The sequence below is a fragment of the Streptomyces sp. NBC_00820 genome (assembly GCF_036347055.1).
Classification (GTDB): domain Bacteria; phylum Actinomycetota; class Actinomycetes; order Streptomycetales; family Streptomycetaceae; genus Streptomyces.
Genome location: NZ_CP108882.1, coordinates 465,525 through 488,316 on the forward strand (window position 1 = coordinate 465,525; position 22,792 = coordinate 488,316).

20 protein-coding genes are annotated in these 22,792 nt (G+C 71.9%); 12 read left to right on the forward strand and 8 right to left on the reverse strand.

Annotated features, from left to right (window positions below; translation table 11 throughout):
* Positions 1 to 106: 106 nt before the first annotated feature.
* Positions 107 to 889: a cache domain-containing protein gene (locus OIB37_RS02225; protein WP_330455781.1), complete on the reverse strand. Its 783-nt coding sequence runs from the start codon at positions 887 to 889 to the stop codon at positions 107 to 109.
* A gap of 37 nt (positions 890 to 926) precedes the next feature.
* Complete coding sequence (locus OIB37_RS02230) at positions 927 to 1,667, reverse strand: FadR/GntR family transcriptional regulator (RefSeq protein ID WP_330455782.1); 741 nt, start codon at positions 1,665 to 1,667, stop codon at positions 927 to 929.
* A 110-nt stretch (positions 1,668 to 1,777) separates the two neighbouring features.
* Here OIB37_RS02230 and OIB37_RS02235 point away from each other — a divergent pair, with 110 nt between their 5' ends.
* The 6 genes from OIB37_RS02235 (at position 1,778) to OIB37_RS02260 (ending at position 7,570) form a co-directional block, all read left to right on the forward strand.
* Positions 1,778 to 2,809, forward strand: coding sequence for an ABC transporter ATP-binding protein (locus OIB37_RS02235; RefSeq protein ID WP_330455783.1), 1,032 nt, complete (start codon positions 1,778 to 1,780; stop codon positions 2,807 to 2,809).
* A gap of 109 nt (positions 2,810 to 2,918) precedes the next feature.
* Complete coding sequence (locus tag OIB37_RS02240; RefSeq protein WP_330455784.1) at positions 2,919 to 4,118, forward strand: ABC transporter substrate-binding protein; 1,200 nt, start codon at positions 2,919 to 2,921, stop codon at positions 4,116 to 4,118.
* A 3-nt stretch (positions 4,119 to 4,121) separates the two neighbouring features.
* The gene (locus OIB37_RS02245; RefSeq protein WP_330455785.1) at positions 4,122 to 5,015 is read left to right on the forward strand and encodes an ABC transporter permease; all 894 of its coding nucleotides are present in this window, start codon (positions 4,122 to 4,124) and stop codon (positions 5,013 to 5,015) included.
* A gap of 9 nt (positions 5,016 to 5,024) precedes the next feature.
* Positions 5,025 to 5,840 (forward strand): ABC transporter permease, encoded by an 816-nt coding sequence (locus OIB37_RS02250; protein ID WP_330455786.1) that lies wholly within the window; start codon positions 5,025 to 5,027, stop codon positions 5,838 to 5,840.
* An 88-nt stretch (positions 5,841 to 5,928) separates the two neighbouring features.
* Positions 5,929 to 6,435 (forward strand): hypothetical protein, encoded by a 507-nt coding sequence (locus tag OIB37_RS02255; protein ID WP_330455787.1) that lies wholly within the window; start codon positions 5,929 to 5,931, stop codon positions 6,433 to 6,435.
* A 211-nt stretch (positions 6,436 to 6,646) separates the two neighbouring features.
* The gene (locus OIB37_RS02260) at positions 6,647 to 7,570 is read left to right on the forward strand and encodes a DMT family transporter (protein WP_330455788.1); all 924 of its coding nucleotides are present in this window, start codon (positions 6,647 to 6,649) and stop codon (positions 7,568 to 7,570) included.
* A gap of 284 nt (positions 7,571 to 7,854) precedes the next feature.
* Here the strand turns inward: OIB37_RS02260 and snpA are convergent, their stop codons facing one another.
* A complete protein-coding gene (gene snpA, locus OIB37_RS02265) occupies positions 7,855 to 8,523 on the reverse strand; it encodes a snapalysin (protein WP_330455789.1) in 669 nt (222 codons plus the stop codon).
* A gap of 186 nt (positions 8,524 to 8,709) precedes the next feature.
* On the opposite strand from snpA, the gene OIB37_RS02270 reads away from it, so the two are divergent.
* Positions 8,710 to 9,672, forward strand: a complete 963-nt coding sequence (locus OIB37_RS02270; protein ID WP_330455790.1) for a LysR family transcriptional regulator — start codon at positions 8,710 to 8,712, stop codon at positions 9,670 to 9,672.
* A 284-nt stretch (positions 9,673 to 9,956) separates the two neighbouring features.
* A complete protein-coding gene (locus tag OIB37_RS02275; RefSeq protein WP_330455791.1) occupies positions 9,957 to 10,490 on the forward strand; it encodes a hypothetical protein in 534 nt (177 codons plus the stop codon).
* 568 nt (positions 10,491 to 11,058) lie between these two features.
* Here the strand turns inward: OIB37_RS02275 and OIB37_RS02280 are convergent.
* The 3 genes from OIB37_RS02280 to OIB37_RS02290 all read right to left on the reverse strand — a co-directional run bounded on the left by OIB37_RS02280 (position 11,059) and on the right by OIB37_RS02290 (position 13,462).
* Positions 11,059 to 12,180, reverse strand: coding sequence for an FUSC family protein (locus OIB37_RS02280; RefSeq protein ID WP_330455792.1), 1,122 nt, complete (start codon positions 12,178 to 12,180; stop codon positions 11,059 to 11,061).
* Between the two features lie 263 nt (positions 12,181 to 12,443).
* Complete coding sequence (locus tag OIB37_RS02285; protein WP_330455793.1) at positions 12,444 to 12,860, reverse strand: SsgA family sporulation/cell division regulator; 417 nt, start codon at positions 12,858 to 12,860, stop codon at positions 12,444 to 12,446.
* Positions 12,861 to 13,189: 329 nt separating this feature from the next.
* Positions 13,190 to 13,462 (reverse strand): hypothetical protein, encoded by a 273-nt coding sequence (locus OIB37_RS02290; protein ID WP_330455794.1) that lies wholly within the window; start codon positions 13,460 to 13,462, stop codon positions 13,190 to 13,192.
* A gap of 293 nt (positions 13,463 to 13,755) precedes the next feature.
* On the opposite strand from OIB37_RS02290, the gene OIB37_RS02295 reads away from it, so the two are divergent.
* Positions 13,756 to 15,072 carry a hypothetical protein gene (locus OIB37_RS02295; protein ID WP_330455795.1) on the forward strand — a complete coding sequence of 439 codons (1,317 nt, stop codon included), beginning with the start codon at positions 13,756 to 13,758 and terminating at the stop codon, positions 15,070 to 15,072.
* Between the two features lie 79 nt (positions 15,073 to 15,151).
* On the opposite strand, the gene OIB37_RS02300 is transcribed toward OIB37_RS02295, so the two are convergent.
* Positions 15,152 to 16,717 carry a hypothetical protein gene (locus OIB37_RS02300; protein ID WP_330455796.1) on the reverse strand — a complete coding sequence of 522 codons (1,566 nt, stop codon included), beginning with the start codon at positions 16,715 to 16,717 and terminating at the stop codon, positions 15,152 to 15,154.
* A gap of 167 nt (positions 16,718 to 16,884) precedes the next feature.
* A complete protein-coding gene (locus OIB37_RS02305) occupies positions 16,885 to 18,363 on the reverse strand; it encodes an FGGY-family carbohydrate kinase (protein WP_330455797.1) in 1,479 nt (492 codons plus the stop codon).
* Positions 18,364 to 18,586: 223 nt separating this feature from the next.
* Between OIB37_RS02305 and OIB37_RS02310 the strand changes: the two genes are divergently transcribed.
* From OIB37_RS02310 to OIB37_RS02320, 3 genes are all read left to right on the forward strand, one after another.
* Positions 18,587 to 19,240: a DedA family protein gene (locus OIB37_RS02310; RefSeq protein WP_330455798.1), complete on the forward strand. Its 654-nt coding sequence runs from the start codon at positions 18,587 to 18,589 to the stop codon at positions 19,238 to 19,240.
* Between the two features lie 712 nt (positions 19,241 to 19,952).
* On the forward strand, positions 19,953 to 20,648 hold the full coding sequence (locus OIB37_RS02315; RefSeq protein WP_330455799.1) for a heparin lyase I family protein: 696 nt from the start codon (positions 19,953 to 19,955) through the stop codon (positions 20,646 to 20,648).
* A gap of 36 nt (positions 20,649 to 20,684) precedes the next feature.
* A complete protein-coding gene (locus OIB37_RS02320; protein WP_330455800.1) occupies positions 20,685 to 22,706 on the forward strand; it encodes an outer membrane protein assembly factor BamB family protein in 2,022 nt (673 codons plus the stop codon).
* The last annotated feature ends 86 nt before the right edge of the window (positions 22,707 to 22,792 follow it).

Consider the following 22,792-nt stretch of genomic DNA (forward strand, 5'->3'; position numbering starts at 1 on the left):
GCGGCCGAACGGTTCAGGCCCCGGCCCGCACATGGACGAGCCGTTCAGCCCGTGGCCTGCACGAGGACGATCCGTTCAGCATGTGGCCCGCGCATGGACGAGCCGTTCAGCCCGTGGCCTGCACGAGGACGAGCGGGATGCCGTGGCAGGGCACCAGGCGCAGGCCGGCGTGCTCGCCGGGCACGGTCCCCGTGAGCAGCCGGCCGAAGTCGGGGCCCTTGGTGAGCGAGCCGGCCAGGTGGGCGGGGTCGGCGGAGGCGGCGACCCGGCCGCGGGCGTTGACCAGGTACGCGGGCCGGGGCAGCCGTCGCAGCAGGGGCAGGACGGCCGCTTCGAAGTGCCGCAGATACACATCGGCGGCCGCCACTCCGGCGAACCGCCCCTCGACCTCGACCGGCGCGGACAGCGTGAGGCTGTACTCGTCGGAGCAGAGGTAGTCGACGTAGGGTCCGGCCACGGCGCGGCGCCCGGTGTCGCGGGGCAGCGCGAACCAGTCCCAGTGCGTGTAGTCCGCGTATGCCGACTGCCCGGGGTCGAGGTCGGGCAGCAGGGGCCGTACGGTGCCGTCGGCGCCGGACTGCCACCACTCCAGCCAGGCCGGGACGTCGGCGAGCAGGCCAGGTGCGGCCACGAAGCCGACGCCGGAGACGAGTTCCTGGCGGGCCAGGCGGGCGTGCAGACCGGGACGCAGGGCCGCGAGGTCCGCGCTCGTGGGGCGGCGGCCTCCGGCGGTCACCCTGGCGAGCAGGGCCGCCGTGTCGGCGAGGGTGGCGGTGACGGTCTCGAACACGGCCTCCAGCGCGCCGCCCACCCGCGCGGCCACCCATGCCCCGGTGTCCGTGTCGAGTGTCGCGGCCGCGGAGCGGTCCGGCCCGGTGCTCCAGGCCATGGTGTCCTCCAGCGGACGGGAACCGGACGCGGCGCGGTCAGAGGGTGAGGCGTACGGCGACCAGTCGTGCCGTCGACTCCCGGACGCACCGCTCGGCCAGGGTGCCGGCCGTTTCGTGGGCCCCATCTTGCACGGCCGAGATCACGGAGCGGTGACGGTCCGACACTTCTTCACGATATTCGTCCGTCGCCAGGACGAGGCAGAGCAGGGCGCCCACTTCGCTCTGCAGCTCGACCTGTTCGCGGGTGAGCCGGGCGGACTGGGCGGCGGCCGCGAGTTCGACGTGGAAGCGGCCGTACAGGCGGCTGCGGGCGGACACCTCTTCGGCGTGCGTCAGCTCGTCCGCCGTGCGGCGCAGTGGGCGCAGGTCGGCGGGTTCGGTGCGCTGGGCGGAGAGGCGGGCGGCGGCGCCGGACAGGGCGGCCCAGTGGTCGCCGAGGTCGCGCAGTTCCTCGGTGCTCCATCCGGACAGGCGTGCCCTGAGCCGGTCTTCGGCGGGGGCCTCGGGCACGGTGACGAAGCTGCCTCCGCCGCGGCCCCTGCGGGTGGTGACCAGACCCTGCTGGCGCAGGGCCATGAGGGCCTCGCGCAGGGTCACGGTCGAGACGCCCAGCTGGGCGGCCAGTTCGCTCTCGCCGGGCAGTTGCTCGCCGTCGGCGAGGAGGCCCAGTTCGATGGCGTCGCCGATGCGCCGGACGACCGCGTCCACGCGCGCCCCGTTCTCCACCGGACTGAACACGGCTCTGCGGGCGCCGCCGTCCACCTCGTGCTGTCTCACGGTCACCACCTCGTACGTTGACTCAAGCTTTACCCTAAGGGGATCTTGAGCTTTGAACTATGACTTCATATGTTTACGCGCAACGTTGAACGCGCCAGAAAGGTTCCCGCATGGAGGGAATAGCGATCCGGCTCCAGGATGTGCGGAAGTCCTTCGGGGACACGACCGCCGTTGCCGGGGTCGACCTGGAGATCCGGGACGGGGAGTTCTTCTCCATGCTCGGCCCGTCCGGTTCCGGCAAGACCACTGTCCTGCGGCTCATCGCCGGGTTCGAGAGCCCCACCGGGGGCCGGATCGAACTCGCCGGGCAGGAGGTCACGGGGCTCGCCCCGTTCGAGCGGGACGTGCACACCGTCTTCCAGGACTACGCCCTGTTCCCGCACATGACGCTCGAACAGAACGTCGCCTACGGCCTCAAGGTCCGCAAGGTGCCGAAGGCAGAACGTCTCGCCCGCGCCCGCCAGGCGCTCGCCGAGGTACGCCTGGAGGGGTACGGCGGCCGCCGGCCCGCCCAGCTCTCCGGTGGCCAGCGCCAGCGCGTCGCGCTCGCCCGCGCTCTCGTCGGCCGCCCCCGTGTCCTGCTGCTCGACGAGCCGCTGGGCGCGCTCGACCTGAAGCTGCGCGAGCAGATGCAGGTCGAACTCAAGGCGATCCAGCGGGAGGTGGGCATCACCTTCGTGTTCGTGACGCACGACCAGGAGGAGGCCCTGACGATGAGCGACCGCATCGCCGTCTTCGACCAGGGCCGCATCGCGCAGGTCGGCACGCCGGCCGAGATCTACGAACGCCCCGCGACCGCGTTCGTCGCCTCCTTCGTCGGCACCTCGAACCTGCTAGACGGGGAGGCGGCCGAGCGGATCGTGGGCACGGCGGCCATGCACAACATCCGGCCGGAGAAGATCCGCGTGCTCAAGGAGTCCGACGGGGCCGACGAACCCGGGCACGACAGCGTCGCCGGCACGGTCGCCGAGGCGGTCTACCTGGGCGACGCCACGCGCTTCCTCGTCGACCTCGACGGAGGCGGGCGGCTCACGGCCCTGCAGCAGAACCTGGAGACGTCCTCCGAGGACGCCGCCGCCTACCGCGGCACCCGGGTCCGCCTCCAGTGGCACCGACGGCACGCCGTCCGCATCCCCTCCTGACCCGCCGCTCCCCCGCACCCCCGCGCCTCTGGCACCACCCGCTCCACCCGCTCCCCCGCTCCTGGCACCACCCGCTCCACGCGAGATCCCCTCACCCCTGGAGAACGTCGTGCGTCTCACCCGTACCCTGCGCGCCACGGCCGGCTGTGCCGTGCTGCTGCTCGCCGCCGCCTGTGGCTCCTCCGGCTCCGGCGGCGGTTCCTCCGCCACCGGCCTCAACCCGCCCGACCTCAAGGCCCCGGCCAAGCTGGGCAAGACGGAGGGCGCGGTCAACCTGATCGCCTGGGCCGGCTACGTCGAGGACGGCTCCAACGACCCCAAGGTCGACTGGGTCAGCGACTTCCAGAAGCAGACCGGCTGCCAGGTCCACTCCAAGGTCGCCACCAGCTCCGACGAGATGGTCAAGCTGATGAAGACCGGCGAGTACGACGCCGTCTCCGCCTCCGGCGACGCCTCTCTGCGCCTGATCGCCTCCGGTGACGCGGCTCCGGTCAACACCGCTCTCGTCCCCAACTACAAGGACATCTACAGCGGGTTGAAGAACGGCGCCTGGAACTCCGTACGCGGGAAGATGTACGGCATCCCGCACGGCCGGGGCGCCAACCTGCTGATGTACAACACCGAGAAGGTGACGCCGGCACCGACCTCGTGGTCGGCCGTCTTCGGCGACGCCGCGGCACACAAGGGACACGTCACCGCGTACGACTCCCCGATCTACATCGCCGACGCGGCCCTCTATCTGAAGGCCACCAAGCCCGAGTTGAAGATCAAGGACCCGTACGCGCTGGACCAGAAGCAGTTCGACGCCGCCGTGGACCTGCTGAAGAAGCAGAACGCGGACATCGGCGAGTACTGGGGCGACTATCTCAAGGAGGTCTCGGCCTTCAAGAGCGGCGACTCGGTCGTGGGCACCACCTGGCAGGTCATCGCCAACCTCGCCGCCTCCGAGGGCGCGAAGGTCAAGGCGTTCGTGCCGAAGGAGGGCTCGACCGGCTGGTCGGACACCTGGATGGTCTCCGCCAAGGCCAAGCACCCCAACTGCGCCTACAAGTGGCTCGACTGGATCGTCTCCCCGAAGGTCAACGCCGAGGTCGCCGAGTACTTCGGCGAGGCCCCGGCCAACTCCAAGGCCTGCGCCGAGACCAGCGACAAGAACTTCTGCACGGTCTACCACGCCGCCGACGAGAACTACTGGAAGCGGATCGCCTTCTGGAACACGCCCATCGAGCAGTGCCTCGACGGCCGCGAGGACGTCCGGTGCGTGCCCTACGCCAAGTGGGTGCAGGCCTGGACCGAGATCAAGGGCTGAGGCGTGACGACCGACGTGACGTCAGCCGCCGGACGGGGCACCGTCCGGCGGCTCGCCGGGACCCTGCACCGCAGGCCCCGGCTCCGGCTGACCCTGCTGCTCACAGCCCCGCTGCTGTGGCTCGCGGTCCTCTACCTCGGCTCGCTGGCCGTGCTGTTCGTCTCGGCCTTCTGGACGACGGACTCCTTCACCTCCCAGGTGGTGAAGGTCTGGTCGACGGACAACTTCCACGAGCTGTTCACCACGCCGGTCTACCGCCAGGTCGTACTGCGCAGCGTCGGCGTGGCGCTCGCGGTCACCGCCCTGTGCGCCGTGATCGCGTTCCCGGTCGCCTTCTACACCGCGCGGGTGGCCCGGCCGAAGTGGCGTCCGCTGCTCGTGGTGGCCATCCTGACGCCGCTGTGGGCGAGTTACCTCGTCAAGGTGTACGCGTGGCGGCTCATCCTCTCCGAGGGCGGCCTGGCCGACTGGACGCTCGCGCCCCTCGGGCTGAGCGGCCCCGGATTCGGCCTGCCGGCCACCGTCCTCGCGCTCACGTACCTGTGGCTGCCGTACATGATCCTGCCGATCCACACGGCGCTGGAGCAGCTGCCGGACAGTCTGCTCGACGCTTCGGCGGACCTCGGCGCGCGGGCGGGCCGCACCTTCCGGTCCGTGGTGCTGCCCATGGTGCTGCCGTCCGTCGCGGCGGGTTCCGTGTTCACCTTCTCGCTCAGCCTCGGCGACTACATCACGGTGCAGATCGTCGGCGGCAAAACGCAGTTGATCGGGAACCTCGTGTATTCCAACATCGAACTCAACCTGCCCATGGCGGCCGCGCTGGGCACCGTGCCCGTGGTCGTGATCGTCCTGTACCTGCTGGCGATCCGCCGTACGGGCGCCCTGAACAGCCTGTAGGAGCGCACCATGCATCTCAGCCGCACCGCGCGCGCCGCCCTGCGCGTCGGCGCCGGACTCGGCTTCGCGGTGATCTACGTGCCGCTGCTGCTCGTCCTCGTCAACTCCCTCAACCCCGACCGCAGCGCGAGCTGGCCACCGCCGGGACTGACCCTGCGCTGGTGGTCGGTGGCCGCCCACAACTCCGGTGCGCGGGAGGCTCTTTGGACATCGGTGAAGGCGGGTCTGGGCGCCACGGCCATCGCGCTGGTGCTCGGCACGCTCATCGCGTTCGCCGTCGCCCGGCACCGCTTCTTCGGCCGCGGCACGGTCTCCTTCATCGTGGTCCTGCCGATCGCCCTCCCTGGCATCGTCACGGGCATCGCCCTCAACTCCGCGTTCAGTACGGTGCTCGCGCCGCTGGGTGTGGGGCTCGGTCTGTTCACCGTGATCGCCGGCCACGCCACCTTCTGCATCGTCGTGGTCTTCAACAACGTGGTGGCCCGGCTGCGGCGCACGTCCTCGTCGTACGAGGAGGCCGCGATGGACCTCGGCGCGACCACCTTCCGGGCCTTCGTCGACGTCACCTTCCCGCTGATCCGCTCCGCGCTGCTGGCCGGCGGTCTGCTCGCCTTCGCGCTGTCCTTCGACGAGATCGTCGTGACGACCTTCACCGCGGGCCCCGGTGTCGAGACCCTCCCCATCTGGATCTTCGGCAACATGACGCGCCCCCAGCAGGCGCCCGTGGTGAACGTCGTCGCCGCCGTGCTCGTCCTGCTCTCGGTGCTCCCGATCTACGCCGCCCAGCGGCTGTCCGGGGACACGGCGACGTCGAGCAGGGTGTGAGGGGTCTCTTGGCGACGCCATGGGTTTCGTGGCGACGCCATGGGTGAGGAGTGCCGGGTGGAGTAGCAACCGGACGGAGGAGTGCCCGATGATCGCGGAAGAGGGCCCGGCTCCGGCCCGGCTGCTACGGTCCGCCTACGAGGCCGTCTCGGCAGTCGTGGCGGACCTGGGCTCGGCGAACGGCCGGCGCTGGGTACGGGTCAACGCCGGCATGTTCCTGGACTTGGGCCGGCTGCGCGGCCTCTTCCTGGAGACCCTGGCGGCCGCCGTGCACGCGGGTGCCTCGGCGGACCCGGACCGGCGGGTGGCCACACAGGGGCATGTGCTGACGGCCGGCGACCTGATGACCACCCTCGCGGTCGAGGCGACCGTCCACCACCTCGACCTGACGGTCCGGCTGCCCCTGGCCCCGGGCCCCTCCTCCGAAGGTCTGACCGCCGTGCGCGCCACACTCGACTGCCTTCTGGGCCGGCCCGCGCTGCCGGGCTGGAGCGACCGCCACTACGCCCGCGTCGGCACCGGCCGCACCCCGCTCACCGACGCCGAACGCACCGCCCTGGGCGCGGCGGCGGACCGGTTCCCGCTCTTCGGGTGACGACCGTCCGGCTCCCCCTGCCCTGCCCTGCCCTGCACGGTGTGGCCGGGTACGCCGTTCGGGCAGGGGGGCCGCCGCGGCCGGGTGGCGGCCGGCCGCTCGTCCGGCCGCGGTCGGGGAAGGCGGCCCGGCGGCGGGATGGCGGGGGCTTTCGTAGGCTGAGGGTGCCCGAAGCTCCTCCGGGAGGTGTGCCCCGAGGCGGGAGACAGTCGTGATCGAACTGGCCGCGGCGTTCGCCGTCGCGGGAGCGGCGAGCAACGCCGTGGGGACGGCGTTCCAGCGCAAGGCCGCCTCCGTGAGCCGCCACAGCGGTCTGCGGCTGCTGGCGGAACTCGTACGGCAGCCCGCGTGGCTGTTGGGCATGGCCGGGGTGATCGGCGCGGCGGTGTGCCAGAGCCTGGCCCTGGTCAACGGGCCGCTGGCCCTGGTCCAGCCGCTCTTCATCCTGGAGCTGCCGTTCGCGTTGCTCGCCATGGGCTGGATCATGCACCGGCACCTTCCCGCCTACGGCTGGTGGGGCGTGGCGGCCGTCGTGGCCGGCCTGGCCGTCCTGCTCGTCGCCGCGGCGCCGCACGGAGCCACCGACCAGGCCGCGCTCGTCCGCTGGATCCCTGCCGTGATCCTGTGCGTCGGCGCGATCGCCGCGGCCGTGGTCCTGGCCAGGCACGGGCACTCTCCCGCCCGCCGTGCCGCCTTGCTGGCGGCGGGCTCCGCGATCGCCAACGCCCTCACGGCCGCGCTGCTGAAGTCGGCCACGGGCACCTTCGCCGACCACGGGTTCCAGGCGTTCCTGCGGTCCTGGCAGACGTACGGTTTCGCGCTGGCCGGCGCGGGGGCCGTGCTCCTGCTGGAGAACGCACTCCAGGCCGGCCCCCTGGCCGCGGCACAGCCCGCGCTGACCATCGGTGACGCCGTGGTCAGTCTGGTCCTCGGCGTCACCCTGTTCGGGGAGACCATCCGGACGGGCTGGTGGCTGGTGCCCGAGGCGTGCGGAGCGGCGGCCATCGTCGTGGGTGTGCTGATCCTGAGCCGGGCCGTCCAGAACCTCATCGAGCGGCCACCGGGCGGCACGCTCTCCAAGTCCCGGCCGGCCAGGTCCGACCAGGGCCGCCGAACGGGCGACGACAGCAGGTGAGTACCCCGAACGGCCGCTCCTCGGCGCACTGATCCCGGCGCCACCGTCTCGCCCGTGCGAACAGGTCTGTGATCCGCCCGGCCACCGGGCCCCGACCCGAGTGAGGACCCGGCCCCCGACCGCACGCCGCCCGCCCCGGCGCAGGGCCGGGGCGGGCGGTCGAGGCGCGGGTCCTTGCCCGCCGTCCCTGCGCGGTAGGGGCCGCCGCGCGCGGCGGGCGATCCGTACCGTCGGGGAAGGGCGGCGCAGCCGGTGGGGGGTGGCGGCGGGCCGGGGACCGTCGGTCAGTGCACCTTGTTCAGCTTGTCCAGGGCCTTCGCGAGCCCGGCGGCCCACAGCTGGTTCACCCGGGAGCGCTCGGTGGCGTTCGGGTAGCGGTTGGTGCAGGACGGGCCGGGGCCGCCGCCCGACATCAGCTCGCTGCACGGCCCGCTGTAGTGGTCGGGCAGCCCGAGGACGTGTCCGGTCTCGTGCGCGGTGACGCGGATCGAGTCGTACTGCTGGTTCTGCGCGTAGTCGAGGAAGATGTAGCCGCTGCCGTGGCCGTCCGTGGAGGCGTACGAGCCCTGCGGGTCGCTGCCCTCGTAGTAGGCGAAGTCGGCGCCCCCCGAGGTCGCCTGGAGCTTGACGTTCGTCACCGAGCTGTTCCAGATCGAGGCGGAGCTCGCTATCTGCGAGCTGAAGCTCGGCGCCTGGGAGGCGTTGTAGTAGACGGTGACCGACTTCAGGTTCGGGTGGGCGGCCTGCTTCTCGGCGACCGACTTGAGCACGGCCTCGAAGAACGCCTTGTTGTCGGCGGCGTCCCCGGCCGAGCGGGTGTACCCGGCGTGCGGGGCGGCGGGCGCCGTGGCGGTGGTCTGGGCGCCGGCCGGGGTCGCGGTGCCCAGCGCCGCGCAGGCCAGGCCGAGGCCCAGCGCGATCAGGCTTCTGGTGGTCGTACGGGAAGACGACATGTGGGGGGACTCCTTCTCGTTCGTGTGGGGTGGTGAACGATCGGTTGCCCACGAGTCTCGGACACCTCAACAGCCGACGGATGATGGCAACTTGGGATAGCACGAAGCTATCGCGGGCAACTCGCGTGCTTCCGTCGGGATTTGATCGTCTGGCGTCGGACCGGCCACCGCCATACGCTCCCCCGCATGGAGCTAGAGGTCAGACACTTCCGCGTCCTCTGCGCCATCGCCGACGCCGGCAGCCTTCACCAGGCGGCACGTGAACTCGGCCTGGCGCAGCCGTCGTTGAGTACCCAGTTGCGCCGTATCGAACAGGAGCTGGGCGGCCGGCTCTTCACCCGCTGCCGTACCGGCTGCCGCCCCACACCTCTCGGGCACCTCGTGCTCAGCCGCGCCCGGCCCCTGGTCACCGAACTCGCCGCGCTCGTCGCCGAGACGAGGGCCGCGGCCGCCCGCGCCGCCGGCGGACCCCGGCCCCGCATCGGCGCGACCGCCAGCCGCGCCCTGCCGGGCTGGCTGCGCCGGCTGCGCTCGCGGACACCACCGGCCGAGCCCACGCTCCAGATGGACGCGTCCGCCAACGCCCTGCTGCGCATGGTCGCGGAGGGCCGGCTCGACCTGGCCTTCGTGCACGAGATCGAGGGCAGTCCGCTGCGCATCCCGGACGGGCTCCGTCTGCGCGTCCTGATGGAACGGGAACCGCAGTTCGTCTCCCTCGCCGCCGACCACCCCGCCGCCACCGGGGACGAGGTGCGGCTCGCCGATCTCGCCGCCGACCGCTGGATGGTCGACTCCACCGCCGACGGCGAATGGGACGGGCTGTGCCGTGTGCTGCGCGGGGCCGGGCTCGAACCGGAGATGCTGCACGGCGACTACCTCACCGCCTACTCCCTGGCCGCCATCGGCGAGGTGGTGACGGTCAGCCAGCCCACCGCGCACCCCCGCTCCGACCTGGCCATCCGCCCCCTCCAGGGCGACCCCATCGGCGTACGGCTGCTGCTCGCGGCCCGCACGGAGGCGCAACTGGACAACGGCTACTCCGAACTGGAGGAGGCCTACTGGGAGGCCGCCCACCAGGCCCCGGCGTACCGGGAGTGGCTGGAGCGGGCGGACGGCGCGGCGCACCCTTGCCGGATGGCGCGGGCCTGAGGGCGCGAGGGGCACGAGGGGCCGCCGTGGCCGGCCGGCAAGTTCCGTGGGGCGCCGGTACCGATGGGCACCCGGGGCCCGTGGGCGTCGAGACCGGTGGGCGACGGGGCCGGTGGGCGACGTTTGCGATGAAGCGGGCATGAGGGGCATGACGTACATCACGGGCCATTTGGTTTACCGTTCAACCACATCGGGCGTAGGTTCACCAGTGCCCCACACCAAGGGGCACACCCCGCCCGACTCCGTTGACGAGAGGGGCGGGGCCGAGCAAGGAGGAAAAGATCATGAGTCGCACCTTCGTGCGCAGGGCCGTCGTCGCAGCCGCATCGCTCGCTGTCGCCACCGGCTCCCTTCTCGCGGCGGGCGGTACCGCCTCGGCCGCGACCGAACAGGTCGGCCACCGTACGGCCGTCGTCACCCATGACGGCGGCAGCCACGGCGACCACGACGGCCGCCGTCACGGTCACGACGACAGCCGGGACGACCGCCGTGCCGACGACTACCGCGGCGACCACCGCGGCGACCACCACGGACGGGACTCGTACCGCGAGGACACCCGCCGAGGCGACGGACAGCGCGGCCACAGCGCCGCGTACGACCGTCACCGGGACCGGCACCACGGGGACGACCGCCGCTGGGACGACCGCCGTTGGGACGGCCACCGCTCCTGGGAGCGCAGCGGCCGTGGCTGGTACACCCAGGACCACGGGGACCGGTACCGGTACGACGGCCACCGCTTCTACCGCTGGGACCAGGTCCAGGACTCCTGGGCACCCTGGCACACGGGCGGCGACTTCGACCGGGGCGTCTTCGGCTGACCGTCACCGACTCCTCGTGCGGCAGGGTGGGGCACGCTGACGCACGAGAGGCCCGGCCCCTCGGGACGAGGACCGGGCTGCCCGCACGGACACCGGGGAACGTGTCCGTGCGGGCGCGGGGTGGCATCCGCGGCAACGTCCGGGAGACCGGACGGACACCGTCCACGGATGCCACCCTGTCGGCTTTCCGCAAAGACCCCCGTGCGTCCGGCACGGGGGTCGCGCCGCGGTCCGACTCCGCCACCGGGGAGGGAACTTCACGGAGGACTCCGCGCATACGGCCACGGGCGCAGGGAGCTTGGGTCGCGGTGCGACGAAGTCGGTTCGGACACCGCGCCGGCGCCGGGCCCGCATCCGGGAAACCGGGATCCACGCACCGCCTTCGACCACGGAGGCTCGGCCAGCACCCACTACCCCCACCCCCACCACGACCACGACCACGACCACGACCCGCTGTCCGGAAGGCCCGGTGGCCCGCTGGAGCCGGCCCGAACCGCGGAAGAGGTCCTGCCCCACACCGCCGGCCCCACCGTCACGTCCGCCGCAAGGGCCGCGGGCGTGCGGTCGTTCAGGCGGCGGAAGCAGCCCCCGACCGGGGACGCGCGGAGGCCGCGGTGAGCCGGTCGGCGTGGTCCAGGTCGGCCAACAGGCGTTCGACGTCGGTCATCAGCGATCCGTACACATGCCAGGCGCCCGGCTCGGGGAGGGCGCCGTGGGCGATCAGGTCGGTCATCGCCTGGTGCCAGACGGCGGCTTCGCCGATGCCCTGACGCAGCCTGTCACGGGCGGCGTCGACACGACCGGGCTCGGCGGTCGAGCTCAGGGCGGCGAACGAGGTCACCGCCTGTCCGGCCGCCTCCAGGGTCGCCGCGTACCGCTCCAGGAAGAGTCTGCCCAGGTGGTGGTCGGTGTGCCGGTCGTCGACGTTGTCGGCCAGCGTCCGGGCGATGCCGCGGACCTGGAAGGAGACACGGTGCAGGGCGTGGAGCGCCTCGCGGTGGGCGGGCACCTTCCCCCGCCCGTGCACGGCGCACCGCGTGTTCCAGCGCAGGCTCTCCTGGCCCCGGTGGACGTCCTCGTGTGCCTGGACCACCAGTTCCTCCAGGTGCCTTCCCTGCTCCAGCCAGGTGTGCGCACGGTCACCGTGCTGCCGTTCGCGCAGTCCGCGGGCCATGTCACCCAGCAACGTCCCCATGGAAGCCGCGAGTTCGCGCACCGAGGCGTCGGACGCCTCCAGGTGCAACGGCGGCAGGACGAGCGCGTTCACCACGATCCCCACCACCGCTCCGGCCAGTGTCGCCAGGACCAGTGCGACCACGTGCCCCATCGGGGCGGCCGCGGCCACGGTCAGGGCGAGGACCGCCGTCGAGACGACCTGGAGCCGGCTGTCGGTGCTCCGGTGGCCGCCGGCACCGGCGAACAGCGCGATCGCCAGAACCGCCGCGACGCTGCCCGCGGTCGAGCCGAGCAGCCATACGACCGCCGCGGCCAGGGACAGCCCGGCCGCCCGCGTGCCCACGCTCCGGGCGGCCTGCGTCACCGAGCGGTGGACCGTCGGCGCGCTGACCATGAGCAGCGCCGTGGCCACGGCGGTGTACTCCTGCTGCCCCGGCAGCCACCACGAGGTGATCTCCCATGCAAGGAGCGCCGCGATCAGGCCCTTGACGCCCTGAATCAGCACTGCGGCCACCCGTCCGCGGTGCGGCGTCCGGGCGGCTCGCAGCGACCGCGCGACACCGCATGCCGAGAGCCCTCGCCGCAGACGGTTGGTTGAAAGTTGCATAACTGAAATAATGGCACGTTTTGTACGTTTTGCACCAGTGTTCTGGGCCACTCCCGAGCGCCCGCGAGGCAACACGGCCGCACGAACACGCCTGAGGCCCCGACGAGATGAGGGGGCCTCAGGCGAGATACAGGCGCGGGAGCGGATGCGGATGCGGGTACGGGCGCGAGTCACGCGGCTCCGTGCAGCAGCCGCGACAGCGCGGCGTCCAGGCGGAGTTCGTCGCTCTCCCCACCCGCGGGCACGAGAAGATACGTGCGCTCCAGCCACTCGGCCATGGCCGGGAGCGAGGCCCTGAGGCGGGCGCTTCCATGGGGCGACGACAGGGTCAGGTTCAGCACGGCGTCGGGGCCGCTTCCCTGCGGCCAGACTCGGACGTCTCCCAGCCCGCTCCGCTCCCGCATGCCCAGCGCCAACAGGTCGCGGGCGAACACCCAGGAGACCGGGGCGTGAACTCCGGTATGGAAGGTGATGTGCACGGCGAACGGGTCGCGTCGCCGGTACGCCAGACGGGTACGCAGCGCGACCGGCTCCTCCGGCGCGAGCAGGAGCTCCATGGGCAGTGTGTGTTCTATGCGGTCGGCCATGGCTCGACTCTCCGATTCGACATCAGCGGGTGGGAACAAGATGCCGGTCCCGGTGCGAGACCCGTGCACGAAGTGCTATTGGTCGACCGGGACGGCTCACCGGGGCTCGCGCGGTCCGCGACCCCGGGGAGTGGACGTCGCCCGCGGCCGGCCCACCCCCTCACCGACGACTGCCCGCCCCGCACGGGTCACGGCCTCGGCCGCCGGGAAAAGGGGCGGCATCCCGTTTCGCGATCGCCGCTGTCCCTTGAACGATCAGGGATGCCGCCCCGGCTGTGGGGCACGGCGTGCTCGCCGTGCCGTGGTGGTCGTCCGCGCGCTCCCCGGCGCTAGCGACCCTGGACGAGCAGGCCGTGATCGTGGGCCCACCGGACCTGATCAAGGACCCAGGCGCGATGGACGTCGTAGCCCCGGTCATGACCGATGCGGCCGCCGTGAACCGCCTCACCGACGCGACCGTCGGAGACCCGGACGAGGCCGGAGTGCGCACTGCCCGGAAGCTCCGCCGCCGAGGCGGCGCCTCCCACGGCGAGGATTCCCGCCATGGCGACGGTCACGGAGACAGCCACACCGGCAGCGCGACGCGCGATCCTGGACGTCATTGTCTTTCCTCCTTGCTGGCCCCATGCCCACGAAGGATCATGGCGGTTTCGCCCTTTTTCACCCGGGCACTGGAGACAGTACGCCATATTGGTTGAACAGTGAACTATCTCGGTTGTGAGGTCCGCCATGCCCCGGGAAGCCGCCGCGTCGGAATGCGGCCGCCCGGACGGGAATCCCGTACACGACCCCCACTTCCGTACAACCCTTCTCCGGAAACGGAGGTCTCCCTGCACGAACACACGTTTCCCGGAACTTCAGCCGTCCGTAGCCGCCGCTTCACGCAGAGGAACCCATGGCACCCATCCTTCCTGGCCCCCACCCGCTCCGGCGGGCCGCCGGAGCCGTCGGCACCGTCGCTCTCCTCGCCCTGGGTGCCGCGCCCGCCGCTGCCGCCGGACCGGCACCCGGTCTGGTGCTGGGCAAGATGCCCTCCGTCGACGGGCTGAAGCCGGGCGACGGCTTCCCGGTGCAGCCGACCTTCACCAACACGGGCGGTACCGCACTCGACAAGGTCTGGGTGACGTACACCGTCACGCACGGACTCTCCTGGACCGAAGTGCCGTCCAACTGCGATTCATGGGAGGTGCCCCCCTTCGACGAGGGACTCGCCGCCGAGGTCGTGAGCTGCGAGTTCGACCAGGCGGTGGACCCCGGGGTCGTCTACGCGCCCGAGGCGCCGCTGGCGGGCAAGGCCCTCCCCCACGCCATGGAGGACAACCTCTCGGTGCTGGTCAGCACCTACGAAGCGGGGCCCGGGGACTCCGGTGCCACGCCCGTGCACGGCACGGGCCCGGCGGTGAAGCTCGTCCGGCGTCCCGACGACACCCCGCCCGCCCCGGGTTCCGCCCAGCAAGCCGACTGGGACCGTGCGAGCGTGAAGGTGCGGACGCGGAACACGGCCGACTTCCAGGTGACCGGCGGGCAGTTGAAGGGGCACGTGGGTGACACGGTGCCGCTCGGCGTGAAGTTCACCAACGCCGGGCCCGCCTGGGTGTACGGGGACATGGACACCACCCCGACGCGGGTGATGGTCAAGATGCCCGCCGGTACGTCGGTGACGAAGACCGACGGGCGCTGCAGAAGCGTCGGTTCGGGGACGTACGAGTGCGGCACCGGCAATTTCTGGGTGGACGAGAACAGCACCGCGACGTACGACTTCAGCGTGCGGATCGGCAAGGCGGGGGCGAAGGGGTCCGTGACGCTGGCCGGGCCGTCCCGGCCGTTCGATCCCGACAAGGCCAATGACGCGGCCGACATCACCGTCGACGCGGCGGGTGCCGGCTCCACGGGCGGCGGCACCGGTGACAGCGGCTCGACGTCCTCCACCGGTGGTTCCGGCACCGACTCCACCGGCGGATCCGGCTCGGGCTCCTCGGCCGGCTCCACGACCTCCGGGTCCACCTCCGGGTCCACCGGCGGCTCGTCCGCGTCGGGCGGCTCGGCATCCTCGGCGACCGGCGGCACCTCGGGTTCCTCCACCACCGGCGGGGGCCTGGCGGCCACCGGCTCCGGTTCGGTCCTGCCGCTCACGGCCGCCGCGGGCGCCGCCGTGGCCCTCGGCGCGGGGACCGTCCTGATGGTGCGGCGCCGCGCCGCCCGTCAGCGCTGACGGCCCCCGCACATGCCAGGCCCCTCCGGCGTACGACGCCACGCGGGAGGGGCCGGGCACGGCCGGAAGGGTGTCCGGGTCAGGTGCCGGACCCGAACGTCCGTGTCGTGTAGGCACATTCCGTGTAGATGTAGCCGGACCGGAGCCTGGCTGTGTCCGAGGCGGGTGCGGCGGTGCTGCCGCCGTGCGGCTTGTGCACGAAGTACGTGGTGCCGACGGGAAGGCTGAGCGTGCGCTGCGGGTAGTGCCTGCCGCTGTCGCTGCACGGCTTGAAGCCGATCGTGATCGTACTGGCGAGGGAGTACGACGTGCAGCCGCCGCACCCCTTCAGCGTGAAGCTGCCGGTGACCGGGCCGGTGTAGAGAACGGTGACCTCGTCCGGACTGTCGTTCTTCACGGTGACGGAGATGCTGCCGCCGGAGGCCGTGGTGGGCAGCTTCTTCCCGGCGGCCGGAATGGTCTGCGCCACCTCGGCGCCTATCGCGATCTTCTTGGCCCGGTCCCGGTTCGCGCCCCGCCCGGTGTCGGCGACGTACTGCTCCATGGTCTTCTGGGCCGCGTCGAAGTCGCCGTCCTTGTACTGGTCGACGCCGCAGGCGTACGCGCCCGCGTCCCCGCTCCGGTCGGCGCGGTCGGCGACCCTGGTGAGGTCGCTGGCCGCCTGTCCCGCCGAGCGGGTCAGATCGCCGATCTGCGCGTCGAGGCCGTGCAACTGCTCGACGGCCGCGCAGGGCCCGCCGCCCCCGACCGCCTTCTCCGCCTTCCGCACCGCCGAGTCGACGGCGGGCACGACCTTGGCCGCCGGCTCCGACTCCGGGAAGGTGCCGAGCAGGTCGCCGAAGCGGGTGGCCCAGTCCGTCCCGCCGCCCGCCAGGCCGGTCGAGCCGCACTCGTACAGCGAGTTCGCGAGCCGTTCGTCGGGCCAGCGACTCAGCGAGCCGAGCTGCTCGCCCGGCATGACGCGCGGCACCGTACGCAGGTACTTGAGCGGCTCGATCGCCTCGCAGTACGCGTTCCGCGCGTACGCCGCGCCGACGGTGGTGTAGTACGTCCGCATGCGGTCGGGCACCTTGCCGGCCGCCCGTGACCCGGAGTGGTTCACCGCGAGGTCCCGGTAGACGCCCAGGGCGGTCCGGTAGTCGGACCGGGAGGAGGCGAACGGGCGCCGGCCCGCCGTCGTCACCAACTCGTCGGCGTGCTGGAGGCGTTCGAGGAGCGCCTGCTGGACGGCCTCCTCGCGGGCGTGGTCGTACCAGACCGCTCCGCCCGCCGGTACGGCGAGCAGCAGCACGCCCAGGAGGAGTGCGAGGGGCGCGCGGCCGGGCCAGACCGTCCGGGTGCGCAGTCCGGTGAACGCTCCGTGAACGGCGGCCAGGACGAGGAACAGGGCGTAGAAGGCGAGCGCGAAGGCCGGGACGCCGTCGGCGTCCGCGGGCAGCGCGACGAACAGCAGGACGGCGGTCGCCGCCCAGCACGTGGCCATCGCCACCCGTCTGCGGACGAGCGCGTAACCGAGGCCGAGGCCGCTGAGGTTGAGCAGCCCGACCGCCACCGCCCGCAGGGCGTCCGGCGGGGCCGGCGGCGGCCCCTGAGGCATCGGCGGTACGGCGAATCCCGGGCTCGGACCGTACGGATGTCCCGACATAGCGGCTCCCCCCGTCAACTGCCCCCGTATGTCTGCGGATCGGCAGTGTAGGACCGTGGCCGCACACCCGACAGGGGGCGCGTACACGACAGTCCCTTGCGGTCGGGGCGGAGGATGCCGCCGCGTCCGGCGGTGTGCGGCGGTGGACGGCGGGTGCGAGGCGTCGGTCAGCGCTGTTGTGACGCGGCGAGCGCGTGCACGGTGTCCGCGGTCTCCGCGTACAGCCGCCGGTACAGGCCGTACAACTCGTCGTATACGGGCTTGAGTTCGGGACGCGGCAGGACCGTTTCGCGCACGGGGTTCCAGTCGTCGACGGAGGCGTCGCCGACGAGCTGCGCGGCGAGCAGCGCGTCGCCGTAGGCGGCGCCGATGGTGGTGGTGCGCAGTTCCTGGGGGCGACCGGTGATGTCGGAGACGATCCGGGTCCACAGGGAGCCCTGGGTGCCGCCGCCGACGGCGACCACCCGGCGGATGTCCCCGCCGGCCTCCTCGATGGTCTCGATGTTGTGGCGGACGCCGAAGCCGGTGGCCTCGAGCGCCGCCCGGTAGAGGTCGGCGCGGGTGTGGGACAGGGTCAGTCCGGCGACGACGCCCCGGGCGTCGGGGTCCATGAGCGGGGTACGTTCGCCGGCGAAATAGGGAAGCATCAGCAGGCCGTCGGCCCCGGGCGGTGAAGCGGCCGCCTCGCGGGTGAGCGCGGCGTGGTCGGCGCCGGCGAACAGGTCCCTCAGCCAGTCGGTGACCGCTCCCGAGGTGGCAAGGCCCCCGGCCAGGTTCCGGGTGCCGGGCAGGGCGCCGACCGTGCCCCACAGCGAGGGGCTGGTGAGCGGCTGGTCCACGGTGTGGAGGAGGAACATGGTCGTGCCATACATGAGCATCAGGTCGCCCGTGTGGTGGGCCCCTACGCTCAGGGCCTCGGCCCAGGCATCGATCGTGCCGGTGGTGACGGGGATGCCGACGGGCAGCCCGGTCTCCCGGGCGGCCTCGGGGGTGACGGTGCCCGCCGGTTCACCGGACCAGCGCAGCGGCGGCAGGTCGAGGCCGGGGGCGACCTCGACGGCCCAGGGGGCGTACCACTCGTGCGCGTGTGTGTCGTACAGCGGGGTGCACTGGCTGGCGGAGTGGTGGTCCAGCACATAGGTCCCGGTGAGCTTTGCGACGAGCCAGTTGCCGGGCATGTACAGGCGCCGGGCCCGGGCGTAGACGTCCGGTTCCTCCTCCGCGATCCAGGCGATCTTCGGCCCGGCGGCCTGTGTGCTCAGGGCGGAGCCGCAGCGCCGGATGATCTCCTCGGCGCCGAGTCGCTGCTCGATGCGCCGGATCTGGCGGACCGAGCGGGTGTCCACGCCGTAGAGGACGGCGGGGCGCAGCGGCTCGTCGTCCTCGTCGGTGAGCAGGACGCAGGGGCCCATGCCGCTGACGCCGACCGCGGTCACGGTGGCGTCGCCGGGGCCGGTCAGCTCGCGGGTCAGGGCCGCGCACTCCTGCCACCACACGCGGGCGTCCATCTCGAAGCGGCCGGGGCCCGGTCTCCCGGGGGTGTGCACCCGTACGGCCGAGCGGATCACCTCGCCGTCCAGGCCGACCAGGACGCCCTTGCTGCTGGAGGTCCCGATGTCCACACCGATGACTGCGTCGCGGGGCATGGCGTGGACGGTCGCAGAGATCGTCATCGGGGTCAAGGGAACGGGGCGGGGCCGGGTCCCCTGCCGTACGGACGGGTGGGCGACCGGTGGGCGGCCGGGCGAGCCGCCGGGTGGACAGGCGGCTGGACATGCGGCTGGACGGTCGGGCGGCCGGGCGGTCGGGCCGCCTTCACGCGACACTTGTCACGACGCGACCGATCGGCAGGGCGGGAGGCGATGCGCGGTGATCGCCGTCAACCCCACGGACAGCGCCTCCCTGCTGGCCGCCTTCGGCGCGCTCGGTGTGCTGGTGGTCATCTTCGCGGAGTCGGGCCTGCTCGTCGTCGGCTTCTTCCTGCCCGGGGACACCCTGCTGTTCCCGGCCGGCGTGCTGTGCGCGGGCCACGGCGACCAGGCACCACGGCTGGAGCTGTGGCAGGTGCTGCTGTGCGCGGCCGTCGGGTCCGTGGCCGGCGGTCAGGTCGGCTACATCCTCGGGCGGCACGGCGGACGGGCGCTGCTGACCCGCACCTCCAACCGGCGGGTGAAGGAGGGCGCGGCCCGCGCGGAACGGCTCCTGGCCCGCTACGGCTACCGCAAGGCCCTCGTGATCGGCCGCTTCATCCCCATGGTCCGCTCCGTGCTCCACCCGGCGGCAGGCGCCCTCGGCGTGCCCGTGCGTACGTTCACCATCTGGCAGGCGGTCGGCGGCCTGCTGTGGTCGCAGAGCATGGTCCTCGCCGGGTATCTGCTGGGGTCGTCGGTGTCCGGCGTCGACAACTACCTGCTGCCGCTGGTCGCCGTGATCGTCGTCCTGTCCCTGCTCCCCCTGCTGGTCGAGATGTACCGCACGCGGCGCGCCCGGCGGGCCGAACAGGAGGAACAAGTGGGGGAATGAGCAGGCGTCCGGGCGTGCGAGCCGGCACGGCGGTCAGCGAGTCGGTCGGCCCGTCGACGGGAACGTGAACCCGGCGGGCGCCTCCCCGCGCGGCGATGGCGAGGCGCCTTGCCGGGCGAGGGCGCTGTCGACGAGGTCGCGAGCGAAGAGCCCGATGCCGTTACCGTCCCTGAGCGACCGCGCACGGCCTTCGTGCTGGTGCCGCCTGCGTCAAAAATGCGATGACGCGCTTCCTGGTCCGAGAGGTGCAGCCCGCGGCCGCTCGCTGCCGTGGTGACGTTTCCGCCGCCCACCACATCGCATCATTCGGCATCGCATCTCATCGAACGAAGGCTCCAGTGTGCCACGTCCATCCTCTGGTTCGACGGCCACTGCCTACCTGGACCAGCAAAGACATGCCTATCAGGTACCTCCAACCTGAGATCCCATGAATTCCTGTCGTTGGCCTTTCGATATCACTCGGAACGTGTCAGCCTGCTCGGCACGCGAATCCCTTCGATTTTGGCTCGAATGATTTCGTTCTACCGCCTACACAGCCGGCGGTCGCACGCGCAGTGAGCCCGAGCCGGATGCAGCGACCCCTTTCTGTGCGGCAGCGCTGCTGGTTCCCGTCCTGGCGTTCCAGGCCCCGGCTCAGGCCCACGGAGCCACTGCGGCAAACTGCGGGCAGAGCAAGCCGGGGCACGGCCTGACCGCCACGGAGATCCTGAACGTGGACTACGAGAGCGGCGCCCTGGACTCGGGAATCCCGGGCCTGCCCACCACCCACGCGACCGCGCCGGACGCTTCCGCCGTCGTGCGGCCGGGACACCGGAGCTCGTACGCGGTCCAGCACACGGTCACGCTCGACGATCCGGGCTACTTCTCCGACGGCGCACCCCGCAGCGAGAGCGCGACGGATCGGCTCCCCGACGGGACCTTCCACACCGGGGACACCCACCGCTACGAGTTCAGCGTGCTGCTGAAGGACTGGCAGCCGTACCGGTCGGGAGACAGCGAGTCGGGCGACATCATCTTCCAGGGCAAGTACTCGGGCGGCCAGCCACCCGCGTTCTACCTCATGACGAAGCGCAACGCGGTGGCGTTCCGGTCGCCGCAGATGAACCGGCAGACGACGGTCGTGCCGGATTTCCGGCCGTACGTCGACCAATGGATGAACTTCCGCGTGGACGCGCGCTGGACCACCGATCGGACCGGCTGGTTCGAGGTCTCCGTCGAGCTTCCGGGGCAGTCCGCCTACCAGCTGATGGCCTCGTACGACGACGTGGCGACCTGGCAGCCCAGCTCTCCCGCCGACCACGGCTACCTCAAGTGGGGGCTCTACCGCCCCTCGGAGTCGCTCGCGAACGGCGACGTCCCCACGCGGACCGTTCAGCACGACGACATCCGCGTCCTCGGACTTTCCTGACTCGAACCCGCAGCGGCAACACCTCAAGGAGTACGCATGACCGACAGTCCTTTCCCGAGCAGGCGCCGACTGCTGCAGGCCGGCGGTGCCTTCGGGCTGGCGATGGCCGCCGGACCGCTTCTGACCACCCGAGCCGATGCCGCGACCGCTGAAGCCGGCACCACGACCGTGACCGACCTGGGGCCGGGTCTGGTGCAGTTCTCGCTGATGAGCGGGCTAATGGTCGGCGACACCGTCTACATAGGGTCGCGCAACCTGAACCCCTCCCGCGTGATCGGGTTCCATCTGCCGAGCCGGAAGGTGGTGTCGCACACCGAACTCGACGCGGGGCCCGAGCCTTCCATCCAGGCGCTCGCGGCGGACCCCACCGGCCGGTACCTCTACATCGGCGTCCTGCTCAAGGCCGATCAGGGCAAGCCGAACCTCTACCGGTGGGACCTGACGACGCCGGACGAGCCCGCCGTGGCCGTCGGCAGGACCGAGGACCGCGACATCCGTGATCTGGCCGTCGCACCCGACGGCATGGTCTACGCCGTGGGCGGCATGCCGGACAAGCCGCCCGTTCTGTGGGAGTACGACCCGGCCACCGGAACGGTCGTCAATCTGGGCACCCCCGATCCGAACGCGACGCTGGCCAGGGCGGTCGCTGCCACGCGGAGCACCGTCTTCTTCGGGGCGGGCAGCATCCTGGCCGGCGGGGGCGGCGCGAGCAAGGCCTCGCTCTACGCCTACGACCGGGCGACGCGCACGTTCACCTCGGTCGTGCCCAAGGAGATGGAGAAGGACCCGAGCCTGCGTGAACTCGCCGTCATCGGCGGGAACCTGGTCGTCGGCACCTCGGGCGGCGTCGATCCCGCCAAGTTCGCCGTGATGGACCTCGCGGACCTCTCCCAGTACACCGTGGTGACCACGCAGGGCAAGACCGTCAAGTCCTTCAGCGCCGACGCGGACCGGATCTACTTCGCCTCCGAGGCGGGTGTGCAGGCCTACTCGACGGCGGAGAAGACGATCTCCCCCCTGGCGTTCAGCGGGCCTGACCTCGGCGAGATCTGGGGTGTGGACCACACCGACGGGAAGCTGGAGGTCGTCTCGGGCTACGGTTTCGTCGCCGAGATCGACCTGTCCGCAGGCACTTCGGTGGTCACCGACCTGGGCCAGGCGGGCGCGCCCGCCGGCGCTCAGGCAGGCATGGGGATCGCGGCCGGTGGAGGTTACGTCTACCTGGGCGGCAACGGCACCGTCTCCCGGCGCAGCCTGCGGACCGGCCAAGTCGTCAATCTGCGGGCCCCCGGCGAGGCCAAGGACGCGGAGGTGATCGACGGCCGCCTGTACACCGGCCAGTACGACGCGCAGGGCATCTGGCGGTACGACCCCGCCGACGGAGGGCAACCGCGTCAGGCCGCCCGGTTCGCCAGTGAGCAGAACCGGCCGCTGGACACCTCCTGGGACCCCCTCAACAAGCTGCTCCTGGTCGCCGTGCAGTCCGACACCGAGGGCGGCGGAGCCCTGTGGACGTACTCCCCGAAGACCGGGAAGTCGGCCTCCTTCGTCAACCCGATCGACGGCGTCCAGCTCGTGCGGGCGGTGGCGAACCGGGGTGGCGTCGCCTACCTGGGCGGCGACAACGCCGCCAGGACGGGACCGCGCGGCACCGTCGTCGCTGTCGATCCCGTCACCGGCCGGGAGACGTGGCGCCTGGAGACGGGGCAGCCGGCCGGGGTGGCGGCCCTGGCGGTGCGGGGCCACCACCTCTACGGGCTGACCAGGAACGGCAGGTCGTTCGTCATCGACCTGCGCAACCGGCAACTGGTGTTCACCGCCGACGTGAGCAGCGTCTGCCAGGGCTTCGCCGCCCTGGTCACCAACCGCGGCACGGTCTACGGCGTCTCGACCACCACGCTGTTCCGCTTCGACCCGAGGACGTTCGCCGTCAGCACGGTCGTCACCGGCATCAACGGCGTCTGGTACAGCGGCCCGCACGTCAACGCCCACGGAGGCAAGCTCTACACGCTCCGCGACCACAACCTCGTCGAGGTCGACGACCGGCCGTCGTACTGAGCCGAACGGCCGCCGTCCACGAAGTTCCGCGATCCGGCCGCCGGCGACCTTTGATTGATATCTTTCGGCTGTCGAGTGAAGGGGGA